This is a genomic window from Treponema sp. OMZ 857, from assembly GCF_024181085.1.
GTDB lineage: Bacteria > Spirochaetota > Spirochaetia > Treponematales > Treponemataceae > Treponema.
The window spans coordinates 626507-644870 of record NZ_CP051147.1; the positions used below are offsets into that span (position 1 = coordinate 626507).

Annotated in this window: 13 protein-coding genes; 8 read left to right on the forward strand and 5 right to left on the reverse strand. The window is 45.9% G+C overall.

Annotated elements, in window-relative coordinates; all coding sequences use genetic code 11:
• The first annotated feature begins 1 nt into the window (after position 1).
• Entirely contained in the window at positions 2-613 is a 612-nt protein-coding gene (locus E4N66_RS02910) for a response regulator transcription factor (RefSeq protein ID WP_253728895.1), read from the forward strand.
• Positions 613-1239: a hypothetical protein gene (locus E4N66_RS02915; RefSeq protein ID WP_253728896.1), complete on the forward strand. Its 627-nt coding sequence runs from the start codon at positions 613-615 to the stop codon at positions 1237-1239. Before E4N66_RS02910 ends, E4N66_RS02915 begins: the two co-directional genes overlap by 1 nt.
• Positions 1240-1339: 100 nt before the next feature.
• On the opposite strand, the gene E4N66_RS02920 is transcribed toward E4N66_RS02915, so the two are convergent.
• From E4N66_RS02920 to nifJ, 5 genes are all read right to left on the reverse strand, one after another.
• Positions 1340-2119, reverse strand: coding sequence for an inositol monophosphatase family protein (locus E4N66_RS02920; RefSeq protein ID WP_253728897.1), 780 nt, complete (start codon positions 2117-2119; stop codon positions 1340-1342).
• Between the two features lie 39 nt (positions 2120-2158).
• Positions 2159-3268, reverse strand: a complete 1110-nt coding sequence (locus E4N66_RS02925; protein ID WP_253728898.1) for an ABC transporter ATP-binding protein — start codon at positions 3266-3268, stop codon at positions 2159-2161.
• Position 3269: 1 nt separating this feature from the next.
• Positions 3270-5099, reverse strand: coding sequence for an ABC transporter permease (locus E4N66_RS02930; protein ID WP_253728899.1), 1830 nt, complete (start codon positions 5097-5099; stop codon positions 3270-3272).
• A 23-nt stretch (positions 5100-5122) separates the two neighbouring features.
• Positions 5123-6238 (reverse strand): hypothetical protein, encoded by a 1116-nt coding sequence (locus E4N66_RS02935; protein ID WP_253728900.1) that lies wholly within the window; start codon positions 6236-6238, stop codon positions 5123-5125.
• A gap of 440 nt (positions 6239-6678) precedes the next feature.
• A complete protein-coding gene (gene nifJ / locus E4N66_RS02940; protein ID WP_253728901.1) occupies positions 6679-10233 on the reverse strand; it encodes a pyruvate:ferredoxin (flavodoxin) oxidoreductase in 3555 nt (1184 codons plus the stop codon).
• A gap of 223 nt (positions 10234-10456) precedes the next feature.
• Here nifJ and E4N66_RS02945 point away from each other — a divergent pair, with 223 nt between their 5' ends.
• The 6 genes from E4N66_RS02945 (at position 10457) to E4N66_RS02970 (ending at position 18319) form a co-directional block, all read left to right on the forward strand.
• Positions 10457-12244 carry a DEAD/DEAH box helicase gene (locus E4N66_RS02945; RefSeq protein ID WP_253728902.1) on the forward strand — a complete coding sequence of 596 codons (1788 nt, stop codon included), beginning with the start codon at positions 10457-10459 and terminating at the stop codon, positions 12242-12244.
• Between the two features lie 13 nt (positions 12245-12257).
• Positions 12258-13466 (forward strand): peptidase T, encoded by a 1209-nt coding sequence (gene pepT, locus E4N66_RS02950; RefSeq protein WP_253728903.1) that lies wholly within the window; start codon positions 12258-12260, stop codon positions 13464-13466.
• A 168-nt stretch (positions 13467-13634) separates the two neighbouring features.
• Complete coding sequence (locus E4N66_RS02955; RefSeq protein ID WP_253728904.1) at positions 13635-14867, forward strand: ABC transporter substrate-binding protein; 1233 nt, start codon at positions 13635-13637, stop codon at positions 14865-14867.
• 16 nt (positions 14868-14883) lie between these two features.
• Complete coding sequence (locus tag E4N66_RS02960) at positions 14884-15807, forward strand: carbohydrate ABC transporter permease (protein WP_253728905.1); 924 nt, start codon at positions 14884-14886, stop codon at positions 15805-15807.
• Positions 15804-16625, forward strand: a complete 822-nt coding sequence (locus tag E4N66_RS02965) for a carbohydrate ABC transporter permease (protein WP_253714342.1) — start codon at positions 15804-15806, stop codon at positions 16623-16625. Before E4N66_RS02960 ends, E4N66_RS02965 begins: the two co-directional genes overlap by 4 nt.
• Positions 16622-18319 (forward strand): amylo-alpha-1,6-glucosidase, encoded by a 1698-nt coding sequence (locus E4N66_RS02970; protein ID WP_253728906.1) that lies wholly within the window; start codon positions 16622-16624, stop codon positions 18317-18319. Before E4N66_RS02965 ends, E4N66_RS02970 begins: the two co-directional genes overlap by 4 nt.
• Positions 18320-18364 lie beyond the last annotated feature (45 nt).

Sequence of the window (18364 nt, forward strand, 5' to 3'; positions counted from 1 at the left end):
TATGCTTCAAAACAGAAATCCGTCACTTTCGATAATCGGTGTCGGAACAATCCCGGAAGCGGTAAAAAAACTTAATGAAGATAAAGATATCAAAATTGTGATTCTCGATTTAAACCTCGACGGTGAAAACTCGCTTGAATCGGTTTCAAAAATGAGAGGTGTGAAGCCTGATATTTTAATTTTGGTTTACACTATGTACAATGATGATATTCACGTAGAACATGCACTTTTGATCGGCGTTCAAGGATTTATTACAAAAGAATCCTCTATTGATGAAGTTGAAAAAGCAATCCTTGCGGTAGGTTTAGGGAATACGTATTACAATAGCGTTGCAAGCAAAGTTTTGCACACTCTTTTACCGCAGAACAAAGGCAAGCACAGCGTTCATGACGAAAAAAGTTATCTTTTTGATAATTACAAAAGTCTTTCAAAAAAAGAACAAGAAGTTTTCATTCATCTTGCTGAAGGGCTTGATGTAGTTGAAATTGCAAAACTGCTCGGAAAATCGGAAAAAACAATCTTAAATCAGCGGACTGCAGTTTACGGAAAAATGTTTATTCGCGATCGGCATGATTTGATTGAAAAAGCAAAACTTTTAGGGCTGCTATTTTAATGAGAAAAAATGTAATGAATCGAATCAGCCGAAGGATGTTTACAGTCATTTTCACCATTGCAAGCATTTTGATTAATTGTATGTGTTCATATCTTGCAGGGCTTGTTGCTTTTCCTTTGTATTTGGATTCTTTGCTTACTATTGCCGTAACAGCCTTGTGCGGACTTATTCCGGGGATTGTATGTGCAATCACAAGTAACGCTCTTTTGTGCATCTTCGCAAACACAGGGATTCTTTTTATGCTCTGTCATATTTCTACCGCAGTAGTTGCACATCTGGTGTTTTGCTCCGAACGGAAAAAAGCAAAGACGCCTTCAAACCCGAATCCCCCTTATGCGGATGTTTCTTCCACAACCGAAAATTTTATGTGGATAGGTTTTATCTCAGCCATTACCAATTCAATTCTGGGCGACACTATTTCCTATCTTTTTTACTCAGCAAACACCTCCATTCCTCAAGTAGACAACGCCGTTCAAGGAATCTATGTCGTAACACAAAGCTTAACATTTGCGGCATACTTCGGCGGCACCGTTACAAATTTGATAGATAAAGTTTTCAGTGCGACAGTAAGCTTGTTCGTATATAGATTTTATCAACAATACCCCGCACGAATCGAAAATCAATAGCGTCGGCGTAGAGTACTTCCGCTGTATTTATAATTCATAGTAGATCGGGAATACCCGTGATGTGAGTATGTCATATCACGGGATAGTATTATTTGGATGCCTACGCGATAATGTTATACACTGCATCATGGATAACCGAGTTGGTGATTAATAAATCATCGATTTCTTGTCGCGGCTTATTCGATAGATTGGTTACCTTACCGCCCGCTTCGCTGACAATCAACTTACCGGCACAGGAACTTAAGCCCATTGACGGCTTGACGTTGATCATTGCTTCGCTTTTGCCGGTTGCAAGCCAGATAAGCTCATAGACCGTACAAACAATTATCCGTATGCCGCGTACATGCGGCTGTAATTTTTGTATAAGGTCGAGCACTTTTCCGCTGTATTCGGCATTATAACTCGATGTTAAACAAATACTGACAATCGATTCGTCAAGCTGCGAACGCTGCGACACCCGCAGTTTCATAGTGCCGCAGTACGCTCCCTCGCCTTTGATTGCGTAGTAAATAGTGTTATTCGGCCAATCGAATATGATACCGAAAATCGTTTCTTTATTTTTCCGTAAGGCGAGCGTTGTGCCGAACATTGGAATACCGGCAGCAAAATTCACCGTACCGTCAATCGGATCGATAAGCCATTCGTAGGGGCTTTCCCCACGGTTTTCGCCGTATTCTTCGCCGATAAATGTATGATCGGGAAAGCGCTGCCGGATTCCTTCTACAATTGCTTGTTCCATAAACCGGTCGGTAAACGTGGCAATATCGTTCAATTCTTTTTTTTCAATTCCTTGAACACTATACTGTGATGCTTCCCGATAGGCTCCCGTTACCAGCGGAACCAAATAATCGTAGAGGTGATGTAATGTTTCTGACGTCATGCTGCTATCCATTAAACTGCAAGTACGAACCTCTAAAAACTAACCTTGAGTTTTAGAGATGCCCAAGCGACCCATCGCAATATTTGCTTCGGTTTCTTTATCGAAGAGGATGATGGAGTTACCGGAAAAATCGAATGAGACTTTTTTATCAATGTCATAATCGACACTGCCGAACACAACGGAAGTAAGAATGGTGCCGTGCGAATTGATTTTAACGGTTGTTTCCATGCCTGCAGGTAAGGTTGAAAAGACGGTTCCTTCTGCGCTTCCGTGTTCGCTTATCTGCACATATTCAGGACGAATGCCGAGAATAACGCTTTTTTCTTCAAACGGGAGTGGGGTATCGCTGACAAATTCCGCCTGCAATCCGCAAAATTGAATGGTACCCTTACGGTATTCCGCCTCGATAAAATTCATAGTAGGATTACCGATAAAGTCGCCGACAAATACACACGACGGCTTATTGTACATTTCGAGTGGAGCGGCGTATTGCTTTAACAGTCCCTTTTCCATAATGCAGACCTTGGTAGAAAGCGTCATCGCTTCCAGCTGATCATGCGTAACATATACAAATGTGGAATCGGTCGTGCTGTGCAGCCGTTTCAGTTCAACCCGTATTTCCGTCCTCAGCTTTGCATCAAGGTTTGACAGCGGCTCATCCATAAATAAAATTTTAGGATTGGGAGCAAGCGTGCGCGCAATAGCAACCCGCTGCTGTTGTCCGCCTGAAAGCTCACTCGGATATCTTTTTTCAAATTGCTCGATTTTCAGCAAGGCAAGCAGCTCCGCCACCCGTTCTCTGATGCGCCGGCTATCCCACTTTAAGTTTTGCAAGCCGAATGCAATATTTTGATATACCGTCATGTGCGGCCACAACGCATAGTTTTGAAACAAAAAGCCGACATTCCGTTTTGACGGCGGCACATTGATTCCTTTCTCCGAATCGAAGACGGGCGTGCCGTCGATGATAATCTTTCCCGATGTAGGCGTTTCCAGTCCCGCAATCATCCGGAGCGTTGTGGTTTTTCCGCAGCCGGAAGGACCAAGCAGCGTTACAAATGCACGGTCGTCTATTGTCATATTGAGGTTATCGACGCCGACAAATTTTCCCCATTGCTTTGTCACCTGTTCCAATATAATCTCAGACATCTTATTTTCCTCCTACGCCTTTCGTAACGCTTGCACCTGTCAATTTATTCACCACCCAGTTGATAAGCAGCACGATAATGACAATCAATAAGTTTAACGCATTGCCGTACTGAGAATATCCTTTTTCGTTGTAATACATCAGTAGGGTTGTTGTAATGAAATTACTATCCACAATCAAAAGCACGAACAAAGACAATTCGCGCATACACGAGATAAATGGCAAGAGATATCCCGACAAGAAACTCGGCTTTTGAATCGGAAAGATAATTTTCAGCATCCGTTTCCACCACGGCGTATTGGTTAAAATTGCGGCTTCTTCTATTTCGCCTGACAGCTGCAGCATCGCGCCTGTAGCGGACTTTGTTGCAAAAGGCATATATTTAATAGCGCCGACCAACACGAGCAGAAAAAATGACCCGTATAAAAATGACCAGTTAACCGACAGCGCAAGATACGCCATACCGAACGCCATCGAAGGAATAAGATATGGAATAAACGCGAGTGTGCTCACGATTTTGGATAGCTTGGAATGCCGTTTGTTTACAACCGCGTAGCCGACCAACAGTCCGCACGTACCGGCAATCAGTGCGCAGGCAAGTGAGAGCAGTAAACTATGCCCCAGCGCACTCCATACATGAGCATTGACCAAAATACCGCCTTCCCAGTTATAGTATTGCGCTTGCAGAGCTTGAGAATTGGGGTCTCCGATCCAGAAATTAAACGACATATTGCCGAGTGTATAATTACCGGCGCTTTTCAATACCGATTCCAGTGCAAAGGTGATCATCGGCAGAATGGAGATAGCGAAGACGATAAGAAGACCTGCTGCTGCAAGCGGCTGCCGCGCTGCTTTTAGATTGATGAATGATACTTGCGAACTCTTGCCGGTTACCGTTGTGTATGACTTCCGTTTTCCGGTAAACAGGTTGTTGATGCCCAGTACGAATAGCCCTAATATTACCAGCACGATACCGACTGCGTAGCCTTGCGCCGGATATGCCTGATTAAAATAGGTCATCGAGGTGGTTAACGTCATAAAGCCGATAGGAGTACCGAGAAAAACGGGTACGGCATACGCGCTTACGGAACTGGCGAACACCAGCAAAAACGTATTCATCATCGCGGGAGCTACAATCGGTAAGGTAATTTTTGTAAGGATCCTCCAACGCGGCGTTTTTAGAATGGTTGCCGCTTCTTCAAGGTTGGCATCCATGTTTTTCAGAATACCGCCGATCAGAATATAGGCAAACGGCGCATAGTGAATACCGAGCGTCATCCCGATAGGGAACCGTCCGTAGACAAACCACTCCGGCGCATAGATATGGAACAACGAAGCGATAATGCCGTTTGCACTGCACCCATGCACCGTTACGTTAGCAAACATATTATGCCAAAAAAGCGCAATCGTCCACGACGGCATAATGTACGGAAATAAAAGCAACGCCGATATCGGTTTTTTCAGCGGGATGTTCGTCCGGTTGATAAACCATGCAAATACTCCGCCGATAACAATGGCAACAGCGGAAGCAATCAACGCCATGGAGATTGAGTTAAACAGCGGAACGTAAAAGTAATTTTTACTGTAGTTATACTCCGACGTGAGTAAAAGCGATTTCCATCCGCTGAGCGATATGCTTCCCGCCGGCTCTCCATGAAACAGAGCCTCCCGTAAATGTACGGTAAAACTTTCGATAATCATCGAAATGAGCGGGAAGATCGTCGTTATACCGAGTAAAATGAGCGCAACGGTAAGAATGATATTTGAGGGCTGTGCGAAAAACGCTTTTAACTTGTTGCCGGCCCTCTTCACGGTAAGTGTCATAGGTTTCATATATATACAAGATACAAACCGGATCAATTATACCCTTCAAGAAGTTTGACAATCGATGCCCAATCGGATTTTATATCGGCATAATTTTCCAGTACAAATCCGTCGAGTAACGAATCTATATCCTGCTGTACCGTGTTATTTGTAGAATATACCCCATTCCCTTCCTGATAGTTCGCAATGCCTTCTGCCGTTGACAGATAGTTAATAAAGAGCATCGCCGTATACGGACGGTCGGTTGTTTTTGCAATCTGCGTATAAAATTTATACGCATAACCGTTAAAGCCTTTCATTTTATTGAAAAATTTTACTTTGTTGTACGTTCCCCCTGCACCGGTTGAATACTTTGTTACCGGAGAAAATCCGATAACGGGCTTTTCCGCATCGACAACAATCTTGGATGCTATCTTTCCTTCACTTTCGTAATCGGTTGCTTTTTTCAAAAAACCGTCTATAAATAAATAGCCAGCATTCTTAAAGTTTCCGGCAGCTACAGCGGAATCACATGTTCCTGCGCCGTATTTTTCGTCATAGGCAGCAGACAATTTTTGTGCCCATGCATCGGATGTCAACGCTGCCATAAACAGCTGGTTAATCGGCTCTCCCGCTTTTCGGTAATAGACTGCCGATGAGGTGTCGATTAAATCCCACACATTGGTAATCTGTTCATCAAACTTTTTATCCATTGCAAATTCTTTAAAATAGTACATAAATGCGTACATATCGCTCTTCGCTGCGCCGGGTACAACGGGATTATAATTGATAAGATTTCCAGCGCCTAATTCAACACTTAAAGAAGCTCCGTTTTGGGTAACGACTGCATCAATTTCTGCCGAACCGCCGTCAATCAGCTTTTCAATAGCAGAATAGAAATCTTTTTCACTCTGCTTTACGCCGGAACCGGTTCCTTGCAGTCCGTATTTAGCAAAGAACGCCTTGACCGTTTTATCGGTTTTCGAGGATGTGGAGTACACGGTAAAATCACCGGTTTCCGCCTTTGCACGCTCGATTAACTGTTCAATGCTTGTGTCTTTCGCATTATTGATAACACTCAGCACATCGTCCGCTTTCTTTTGCTGCCCGCATCCGGCAATAAGCCCGATTAACAACAAACAAACCGCTACAATTCCAAATTTTTTCATGTTAGAAAACTCCTTTTTCGTTCCTACAAATTTTTGAAAAAATAAGCGGGCACCTTGAAAGATTCAAAACGGTTTTTCAAGAGCCCGGATGGGGTTAATTATACCGCTGCTTTCAAAAACTTGTCAACGAAAAAAATATGAAAGGCGATGGTTTTTCAATACTCTTGCGGCTTATCTTGCTGCCTTAAACTATTTGTGGCGGAGCTTCGGGAGGCTGGTAGGAAACGCCGTGTTTTTCGGCGCGGTACATCGGAGATGGCTCCTTCTCCACAAATAAAAAAAGGCGCTGCAAAAAATCTTACAGCGCCTTTCATAACAAAGCCGCTTGCCTCCAACCGGAAGCAAGCGGCTTGTTGTTTTTATCGTTATATTACCGAACACGGGGATGTCTCAAAAGTTGGTTACTTTTTCGACAGCCCCGCGCTCTCTACCGTATCCGCTTAGAACGGGCGGTCGGCAAGATATTTATACTCCTGCCAGCGCCGCTTTGCCTTCGCAACCGCTTTATCAAGCAGCATTTGAGCGCGTTCGGGGTTTGCATTCTTTAACGCCTTGAAGCGTACTTCTTTGTACATAAAGTCCGCAAGGTTAAAGTCCGGCTCTTTGCTGTCAAGCTGGAAGGGGTTTTTGCCCTGATCGGTTAAGCGCGGGTCGTAGCGATACAACGGCCACAGACCGCAGGCAACAGCCTCTTTCTGGTTCAACATACCCTTCGTCATGTTGATACCGTGGTTGATACAATGGCTGTATGCGATGATAATCGAAGGCCCATCATAGCTTTCCGCTTCACGGAATGCTTTAATAACCTGCGACATATTTGCACCCATGGAAACCTGTGCAACATACACATAACCGTAGCTCATCGCCATCATACCGAGGTCTTTTTTGCTGGTCTCTTTACCGGATGCGGCAAACTTTGCGATAGCGCCGATCTGAGTAGCCTTTGACATCTGACCGCCGGTATTGGAATATACTTCCGTATCCATAACCAGTACATTGATGTTTCTGCCGGAAGCAAGAACATGATCCAAACCGCCGTAGCCGATATCGTATGCCCAGCCGTCACCGCCGAGTATCCATACGGAACGCTTAATAAAGTGATCGGTTAAGGACAGCAGCTCTTTTGCGAGCGGGTCGGAAGATTTTTCCAATTCTTTTTTCAGCTCATCGACAAAGCCGCGCTGCTCATCGATTGCAGCATCATCAGCCTGCGTATTGCTCAATACCTTATCAATAGCGGCAACGGCAACACCTTTTGCCTTGAGCTTGCCGGCAACTTCGCGCGCGTATTCCGCAAGTTTATCGCTGGTTAAGCGCATACCGTAACCGAATTCGGCTGCATCTTCAAAGAGGGAGTTCGACCATACCGGGCCTCGTCCGTCCGCGCGTTTTGCATACGGAGTTGTGGGGAGGTTACCGCCGTAAATGGAAGAACAACCGGTTGCGTTCGCAATAACGGCACGGTCACCGAAGAGTTGCGATAAGACGCCGATATAGGGGGTTTCACCGCAGCCTGCGCAAGCGCCGGAGAATTCAAAGAGCGGACGGCGCATACCGAGGCCTTTCGGCTGGCTCAAGTTGACCTTGCGCGTATCGGGGTCGGGGAGACTCATAAAGAACTTCCAGTTTTCCGATTCAACGGCACGGTGTTCAACAAAGCTTTCCATATTAATTGCTTTAACCGCGGGATTTTCCTTGGACTTCGCAGGACACTGCTCGACACAGATACCGCATCCCGTACAATCTTCGGGAGAAACCTGAATGGTAAACAGCGAGTTGTCGAATTCCTTGCCCTTATACGGAATGGAACGGAATGTCGAAGGCGCACGGTCGGCATTGGATTTGTCGAATGCCTTCATTCGGATAACGGCATGGGGACATACAACCGTACACTGACCGCACTGGATACAGAGTTCGCTCTTCCAAATCGGGATACGCTCTGCGATTGCGCGTTTTTCATACTGGGTGGTTGCAGTCGGAAAGGTACCGTCTGCCGGAATTTCGCTTACCTTTACCGCATCGCCTTCGTTGATAGCGATTTTCCCCAGTATTTCACGGACAAACTTCGGCGCATCGGAACTCATTGCGGCATGGCGTGAAAGTTTGCCGTTTGCTTCTTTGGGGTAGGTAACCTGTTCAACGCCTTCAAGCGCCATATCGATGGTCTTGATGTTCTTCTGAACAATTTCCGGCCCTTTCTTGCCGTAGGATTTTTCGATAAATTTCTTAATCAGCGCTACCGCTTCGGCTTCGGGCAAAATACCGGAAATTTTAAAGAATGCGGTTTGCATAACAACGTTGATACGGTTGCCCATGCCTGCTTTTTCCGCAATCTTTACACCGTCGATAACGTAGAACTTCGCTTCTTTTGCGATAAGATCTTTCTGCACTTCTACCGGCAGGTGCTCCCATACCTCATCCTTATTCCAGTGGCTGTTCAAAAGGAAGGTTCCGCCTTTTTTAAGGCTCTTGAGCATATCATACGTTTCGAGGAAGGTGAATTTATGGCACGCAATAAAGTCCGCCTGTCCGACGAGGTAGGGCTTGCGGATTTTTTTCTTTCCAAAGCGTAAGTGCGAGGTAGTAATTGATCCGGACTTCTTGGAGTCGTACACAAAATAGGCTTGTGCGTTGTTGTCGGTCGCTTCACCGATAATTTTGATGGAGTTCTTGTTGGCGCCGACCGTACCGTCCGAGCCGAGTCCGTAGAACATAGCCTGATGCATACCGGAATCATCAACATGGAAGTGATGGTCGTAAGCAAGGCTTACATGGGTTACGTCGTCTTCGATGCCGATGGCAAAGTTGCTCTTCTTTTCCCCTTCCATATTATCGAATACGGCTTTAACCATTGCCGGGGTGAATTCTTTTGAACCCATACCGTAGCGGCCGCCGAGGATAACGGGATAGTGAGTAAAGGGGCATTTCTTTGCAGCCTGCATTTCGCCGATAGCGGTACGCACATCTTCGTAGAGCGCTTCACCGAGCGAGCCGGGTTCTTTCGAGCGGTCAAGTACCGTGATGTTTTGTACGGAGGCGGGCAATGCTTTTACAAAGGCCTCCGCGCTGAAGGGGCGGTATAAGCGTACTTTCAGTAAGCCGTACTTTTTACCTTGACTATTCAGATAGTCTACGGTCTCTTCTACCGTGTCAGCACCGGAACCCATCAGAATGATGACCGATTCCGCATTGGGATCGCCGTAATAGTCGAACAGGTGATAAGCGCGTCCGGTCAAGGCTGCATATTTATCCATAACCCGCTGAACGATTTCGGGGGTTGCCAGATAGTATTTATTGACTGCTTCGCGCGCTTGGAAATATACGTCAGGGTTCTGAGCGGTTCCGCGGATCATCGGTTTTTCGGGTGTTAAGCCGCGGAGACGGTGTGCACGTACCAGATCATCATTGATCATCTGACGCATCACATCCTGCGAAACTTCTTCAATCTTCTGAATTTCGTGGGAGGTTCTAAAACCGTCGAAGAAGTGGAGGAACGGAACGCGCGCTTCGAGCGTCGCAGTATGAGCGATAATCGCGAGATCCATAACTTCCTGTACGGAATTGGAAGCAAGCATTGCCCAACCGGTTTGGCGGCATGCCATAACGTCCTGATGGTCGCCGAAGATGGAAAGAGCGCTGGTGGCCAACGCGCGTGCAGCAACGTGGAACACCGTGCTGGTAAGCTCACCGGCAATTTTGTACATATTGGGGATCATCAGTAAGAGACCCTGTGATGCGGTAAAGGTTGAAGAGAGCGCTCCCGTGGTTAATGCACCGTGAACAGCGCCGGAAGCTCCTCCTTCTGATTGCAATTCGACAACTTGCGGCACGGTTCCCCAGATATTAGTCTTTCCATGGGCGGAATACTCATCGGCAACTTCCCCCATCGGGCTTGACGGCGTGATAGGATAAATTGCGATAACTTCGCTGAGCGCATGCGCAACGTGACCGGCGGCAGTATTACCGTCAATCATTACGAGGTTTTTTTCAGGCATAGTATCGTCCTTCTAAAGTATGGTGTGAATAGGTGTGTATACTATATTATTCAATATAATATATCCGATTTGCAAACAGCATAGTCTTTTAATGGAAAAAGTGCAAGACTTGGATGATAGTTTCTTTTTGCCGTTTAAATGCATTTTGAACAGAGTTTTATCGGGGTAAAAATCTTTTAATCCGCTATTCATAACGGCGCCCGTGTGCTATACTTATCGGCAAATGAATTTTTCTAATTGTAATCTAGATTCTCATCTTTTACAGGGGCTTGAAGAAGCCGGTTATATTGAATGTACTCCGGTTCAAGAGCAGGTGTTTTCCGCAGGAATGGACGGTTCCGATCTTTATGTACAATCTCAAACAGGTACGGGAAAAACAGCTGCGTATCTGGTAACACTGATGCAGCGGATGCTTGCTGCAGGAACCGAAGACCGCCGCCCCGCTTTGATTCTTGTTCCCACGCGGGAACTTGCCGTTCAAGTTGAAGAAGAAGCGCTTAAATTAGGTAAACATACGGGGATCCGTGCCGCAAGCTTTTACGGCGGCGTCGGGTATCAGCAGCAGGAAGAAGCGCTTAAAAACGGAGTAGACCTTATCATCGGTACCCCCGGCCGCGTTATCGATCTTGAAAAATCAAAAACCATGAAGCTGAAAAATGTCGGCTTTTTAGTCGTTGATGAAGCAGATCGCATGTTCGATATGGGCTTTTATCCTGATCTGCGCAGCCTCCTTTCGGTATTGTCCAAGGCGGAAGAGCGGCAAACGATGCTGTTCAGCGCGACCTTAAATACGTGGGTAAAGAACCTCGCATGGGAATACACCATCGATGCAAAAGAAATCACCATCGATGCGGATAATGTGACGGTTGATGAAATCAATCAGAAGCTGTTCCACGTGGCTGCGGAACAAAAGATGTCCCTGCTGCTCGGTATCTTGCGTAACGAAAAACCGGAGAATGCCATCATCTTCTGCAACACCAAAAAAACAACGGAGATTGTTGCAAAGCGGCTGCGCATTAACGGCTATGCGACGGAATTCCTCATCGGCGATTTGCCCCAACCGAAGCGGCTGCATATTATCGATTCGTTTAAGGCGGGTAAACTCAGCTGTTTGGTTGCAACCGATGTCGCGGCGCGGGGAATCGACATCAATGACCTCGCAATGGTTATCAACTACGATCTTCCGAATGAGGCGGAGAACTACGTGCACCGAATCGGCAGAACGGCGCGGGCGGGAAAGACCGGCGCTGCGTACAGCCTTTGCTCGGAACAGGATGTGTACAACCTCCCCGATATAGAGAAGTATATAGAAGCAAAGATACCGGTTGTTATCCCCGGTGAAGAGGATTTTGAAAAAGACCGCAGCGCCGATCAGTATATACGGCTTGACCGCGATTCCTTTGACGAAGAACGATCCGGCGGACGGTTCGGACGCAAGCCGCGCCCCGGTGAAAAATCGAGGCGGGAAGATAGAGACTCCCGGCGCGGCGCTAAAACAGCGAAACCTGCGTCCCGGCTTGCCGATTCAAAGCGTAAAAAGAAAGGCACGCAGGGAGAAGACAAAACCGACAGAAAATCTGCCGACTCACTCGGCGGCTTGAGCTTTGAAGAGCGGATGGCATACTACAAAAAACAGTACGGAAAAAAACTTGCCTCACAGGAGAGCGCCGCCCTTGCGGATACCAACAAGGGTACCGAAAGCGCCAAAGAAAGCCGCAATGCTCAGTCTCCTGCCGACAAGAAAGGAAAGGCGGGAGCCCCAGCAAACCGCACTAAAAACCGGCAAGGGCAGCCTGAGAAAAAGCGGCGCAAGGGTGATAAATACGTTCCGTCCCAAACGGGCGATACACGGCAGGGAGCAAAGCAAAAGAGACGGCAGAACCAAGACCGAATGCCTGAACAGCGGAGCCGAACCGGAAAGGCGCCGGTACAGTCTCCGGCACAAACTCAGCCGGTAAAACAAAAAACGGGCATATTCGGTATGCTGAAAAAACTGTTTACCGGAAAGTAAGGAGGAATACGTTATGGATGCAGTAAAACGCTTTTTTAAATACATTGCAGTCGATACCAAATCGAATGAAGATAATCCCGAATGCCCCAGCACCAAGGGACAGCTTGAGCTTGGAAAGATGTTGGTGCAGGAATTGCACGAGCTGGGCGTAGCCGATGCCGAACAGGATGCGCACGGATATGTCTACGGAACAATCCCTGCCAACACCGATAAAAAAGCGCCGGTTATCGGATTTATTGCACACATGGATACCGCGCCCGACTTGGACGGAAAATGCGTCAACCCGCAGATCGTACACTATAAAGGCGGCGATATTAAACTGAACGAAACCTATTCGCTGACAGTAAAGGAATTTCCGTTCCTCAACAAGCTTATCGGCGAAGACATTATCACCACTGACGGTACCACGCTTTTGGGCGCGGATGATAAATCGGGCATCACCATCATCATGGGAATGGTTGAATACCTCCGCGACAACCCACAGGTGCAGCACGGTACGATTAAAATCGGCTTTACCCCCGACGAGGAAATCGGCAGAGGTGCAGACCTCTTCGATGTAAAAAAATTCGGAGCGGATTTTGCGTATACCATCGACGGTGGAGAAATCGGCGAGCTTGAATACGAAAACTTTAATGCCGCAAGTGCGAAAATCGAAATTCAAGGGAAAAACGTCCATCCGGGCACGGCAAAGAATATCATGATCAATTCGCTGCGGGTTGCCGGCGAGCTGGACGCTATGCTGCCCGTGGAACAAAAGCCCGAATATACGGAAGGGTATGAAGGCTTTTTTCTGCTTACTCACCTTAACGGCGCAGTGGATCACACGTCCATGTCGTATATCATCCGCGACCATTCTACCGACAAATTCGAGCAAAAGAAAACGCTGCTGCGGAATGCCGTTGCTTTTTTGAACACAAAATACGGCGCCATCATCACGCTTTCCATTACAGACAGCTACTATAATATGCGCGGACAAATTGAACCGCATATCGAAATTATCGACCTTGCGAAGAAGTCTATGGAAGAGATCGGCATCACGCCGATTATCCACCCCATCCGCGGCGGAACAGACGGCGCACGGCTTTCGTTTATGGGCCTCCCTTGTCCGAACATCTTTGCCGGCGGCTTTAACTTCCACGGCCGTTTTGAGTGCATCCCCGTCAGCTCCATCTATAAAGGGATCGATTTACTCATCCGTATTATCGAAAATGCCGTAGGGTAAATAGGCTTTTCGATTGGATTAAGTGTGCATATAGTAAACCCCGATGAGTGAATATAATCTCTCGTCGGGGTTTTTTGATTCAGTTTCTAAAAAATAAAAACTTGACAAATTTACTTAGTAAACTTACAATATATTTACTAAACATCTGTTTTATAGAAGGGGAAAAACATGAGAAAAAGATTATTTAGTGTAATGGTATGCGTTATTGTCTGCGCAGTATTTTTTATCGGCTGCTCAAAGCAGGCTTCACAAGGCTCCGGCAAAACGGAAATCAGATTTGCTTCGTGGGATAGCGCCGAAACTTTGGAAGCCCAGCAAAAGCTGGTCGATCGGTTCAACGAAACTCATAGCGATATCAAGGTTTCATTGGAAGCCTACGGAGACGATTATGATACGAAGATCAGCGCCGGTATGGGGTCAGGGGATGCTCCCGATGTTATGTATATGTGGAACTATCCTGCCTACTACGAAGGTTTGGAAAACTTGGAGCCCTATATCGAAAAAGAGGGGAAGGCCTATAAAGAAAATTTTTATGAAGCATTGTGGCCGTACAATCAGATGAAAGGAACAATATACGGTATGCCGGTCGGGTTTACGACGCATTGTCTGTATTTTAATAAAGATATTTTCGATAAAGCGGGTTTGGCTTATCCCTCTTCCGATTGGACATGGGATGATTTACAGAAAAACGCTCAGCTTATCACCGAGAAAGTTCCGGGCGTAAAAGGATTTTCATTCCAGTTAAAGGCTGACCCTTATGATTTTGAGATGTATCTTTGGAGCAATGGAACAAGCTATATGGATAACAATGGAAATACCGACGGATATTTGAATTCTCCCAAAAGTATAGCCGTGTTCGATATGTTCCAAAATATGGAAAAACAGGGATGGGCTATTGCAACCGAAAAAGGCGGTTCGGACGAAATGAGCGGCGGTAAAACCGCTATGTATGTTTACGGGGGCTGGGCGATTGCACGCTTTAATCGGGAAAACTTGAATTACGGTATTGTCGAAATTCCCGCCTTTGCAGGAACAGGGAAAGATTCGATCAGTATTCTCAGTAGTTCAGGCGTATCGATTGCAAAAAGCTCAAAGCATAAAGATGCTGCGTGGGAGTTTATAAAATACTGGACGGGAACTGAATTAAATAAAGAGCGTATCGGATATGAACTGCCGGTTTTAAAGTCGGTTGTTGCCGAAGCAAATATCATGGCCGACGAAAAAACCGCTCCATTTTATACGATGCTCGAACATAGCGCGGGTTATACTCCTTCTGCCTTTATAAGCCCTACATGGTCTGATTTATCGGATGAGTTATCGCTGGCATTTGAAAGGATTTTTAATCCGACTACATTGGAAAACAGTGCAAGTGTTTTAAACGAAATAAGCAAAAGAAAATAAATATACAGGGCGGAAAATGAACAAGAAAAATGTAATAGCTCCATATCTCTTTATATCTCCATGGGTGATTGGGTTTATCGCCTTTACAGCGGGACCCTTGCTGATGTCGCTTATTATGAGCTTTTTTGATTGGTCTATTACAAAGCCACCCGTCTTTTCCGCCTTTAAAAATTATATTACGATGTTCACGCAGGATAAGCAGTTTTACCGTTCGTTGTTTATCACATTAAAATATGCCGTTATTTTTGTGCCTCTGAATATGTGCCTTGCGTTGTTTTTGGCACTGTTGATTTCTCAGCCGGTCGCGGGCGTTAAATTTTTTAGGACAGTCTTTTATATCCCCACCGTTATTTCAGGTGTGGCCGTTTCAATTGTGTGGGGATGGCTGTTGAATGCCGATTACGGCATCTTCAATTATCTTTTGTCTTTAATAGGTATCTCCGGTCCTAAGTGGCTGTTAGATCCGTCGTGGGCACTAGTTGCTGTTGTGTTAGCAAGTGCCTTCGGGGTCGGCACGATGATGCTCATTTTTTACGCAAACATCAAAACCATTCCCGCGGATTTATATGAAGCTGCCGACTTGGATGGAGCGGGTGTCGCGCGTCAGTTTTTCAGTATCACCCTTCCGATTATTACACCGACCATATTATTCAATTTGATAACTTCGTTGATAACGGCATTCCAGCAGTTGACACTGGTTATGCTGCTGACCGGTGGCGGTCCGTTGAATGCAACGTACTTTTATGGATTATACGTGTACCGCAATGCATTTAAACATCACCGTTTGGGTTATGCCTCTGCGAATGCATGGATTATGTTCATCATTATTTTGATATTGACGATGTTGGTGTTTAAGTCTTCTTCCGCATGGGTGTTTTATGAAACCGAGATCAAGAAAGGGAAACGTGGGACTGTTGAATTGTCAGGAAGGGAAACATGAGGCTGTCGAAAAAAAGTAAGATACTGATATACATTCTGCTGATAGCAATCGCTCTCTATTTTTTATTTCCGTTTATATATATGTTGCTAACCGTGTTTAAAACGGAAGCGGAGGCAAATGCATATCCGCCCCGCTTTTTCCCTAAAGAATGGCGTTGGGGTAATTTTGCTGCTGCATGGAAGTCCCAGCCCTTTGGGTTGTATTTTTTTAATTCGGTTCTTATTACGGTTATGACGACGATCGGGCAGCTCATTGCCTGTTCTTTAACTGCATACGGCTTTGCACGGTATCGGTTTAAAGGTAAAACCATTCTGTTTATCATCATGCTTTCTACGATGATGATTCCGTGGGATGTAACAATGATTCCTCTGTATATGGAGTTTAATCTTTTCGGTTGGATCAATACGTTAAAGCCGTTGATTGTGCCCGCCTTCTTCGGTTCGGCCTATTATATTTTTTTGATGCACCAATTTTTAGCGGGCGTTCCGCGCGACTTTGAGGAAGCCGCCCGTATCGACGGTGCTCATGCGTTTCAGATTTATGCACTGATCTTTATGCCGATATTAAAACCGCAACTTATTTTAGTTGCAGTCTTAAATATGCTGACGGTATGGAACGACTATCTCGGCCCGCTTATTTTCTTGCAAAGCAGAGCAAAGTATACGCTCGCGTTGGGACTTGCGTCGTTTAAAGGTGTGCATGATACGCAGATTATTCCCATTTTGTGTATTACCGTCATTATGATTATCCCTCCTATTGTGTTATTTATGATTGCACAAAAATACATTATCGAAGGCACTTCAGGAGCAATAAAATGAACACATACGGTTTTGCGTATGGAATTGATACGGTACCTTTCAGTGCATGCGGTTCGTATTTTGCCGTTTCGGAAAATGAAGGAAAAGTATATATACGGGATCTTCACGGAGGGGACGGTGCCGATTCAAATATCTATGAACTTTCGATAGACGGTTATGTATGGAAAGACTTGATATGCGAAAGAACGGAAACCGTTCTTTCATTTCATGCTCAAGATGATGCCGCCTGTTTTGTTACGCTGTTATGTACTGCGGATGATCGGCTTTTTATCAAAGCTGCCGGTTTTACCATCCGTTTAAAAGGAATTACGGACGGAGCATACGATACGCTTGTGCAAGTTTCCGAAGGGGAATATGAACATCAGCTATATGATAAACAATTAAAAATATGCATGTCGGTTTTGGAAGGGCGCTGTACTGCAACATCAAAGTGGACGGTACGAGGAAGCGCCTGTCCTGTGTTTACGGTTAATGCCGATGGGCAAGCTGCCTGCGCCGTGCTTAGAAGTACAACCGTTTCTTTTCGTCCTGATGTGTGCACAAGGGACGACTTTGATAAAGCGGAGCAACAGCTTGCAGCCGAGTATGATGAATGGAAACGCCGCTTTCCTTGCTTCATCGAGACGTATCAAGAAAGCCATTCGCTTGCCCGTTATATTGTATGGAACAATACCGTCCATGCGCAAGGAGCATTAACCTGCGATGCCGTGTATATGTCTAAAAACACCATGTTTAATATTTGGAGCTGGGACAATTGCTTTACGGCACTTGCATTGGGCGGCACGTATCCGAAAGAAGCCTACGGACAGCTGAAAATATTTTTTGACACGCAGGATTCTTTCGGCGCCTATCCCGATTATGTCAATAATGCCTTTGCATCATTTAACTGCTTAAAACCGCCTATTCATGCGTGGGCATATAATAAATTGCTGGAAGCGGATCCGCTTTTTTCCCGGCAAGAATACTTTTTACCGGCGTATAAAAGTTTTTGCCACGCCGCTCTTTATTGGCTTGACCGCCGCCGTCCGAACGGAAGCGCTTTTCCGTTGTACTATCACGGTAACGATTCAGGCTGGGATAATGCTTCTGTTTTCCATGAAGGCGTTCCGGTGGAATCTCCCGATTTAAGCGCCTTCCTCATTCAAAAAATGGATATCTTGTCCTCCTTTGCGCACAGGCTTGGCAATGATACTGAGGCTGCACAGTGGAAGCAGCGGGCGGATGAACTCTTTGACAGCTTTATGGACAGGTTTTATGAGGATGGCGCTTTTCATGCATGGAATACCGGCACGGGCAGTAGAATTGGAACGGGGCATTCGCTGCTGATGTATCTGCCATTGGTTATTGCCTACCGTATGGATAAACGGATTGCCGATGCATTAGTGCGTGATTTGGAACAAAACTTTGAAGCTCCGTTCGGACTCACTACCGAGCAAAAAGACAGTCCGTTGTATAAGAAAGGCGGCTATTGGCTCGGCCCCCTATGGGCGCCTGTAACCTATTTGTTTATCGATGCCCTAAGAGCGAACGGATATCCCGATTTCGCAAAACGTTTGGGGTACCGTTTTTTTGAGGTAACAAAAATCGGTTTAATGGCAGAAAATTACGATGCGTTTACGGGCTGCGGGTACGACGATCAGGCCTTCACATGGCCCGCCTGCGTATTTTTGCAACTCGAAAAAGAATTCACATAAGAGAACAGGACAACCGCAATCAAAATATTTCAAGCGGTATTCCTT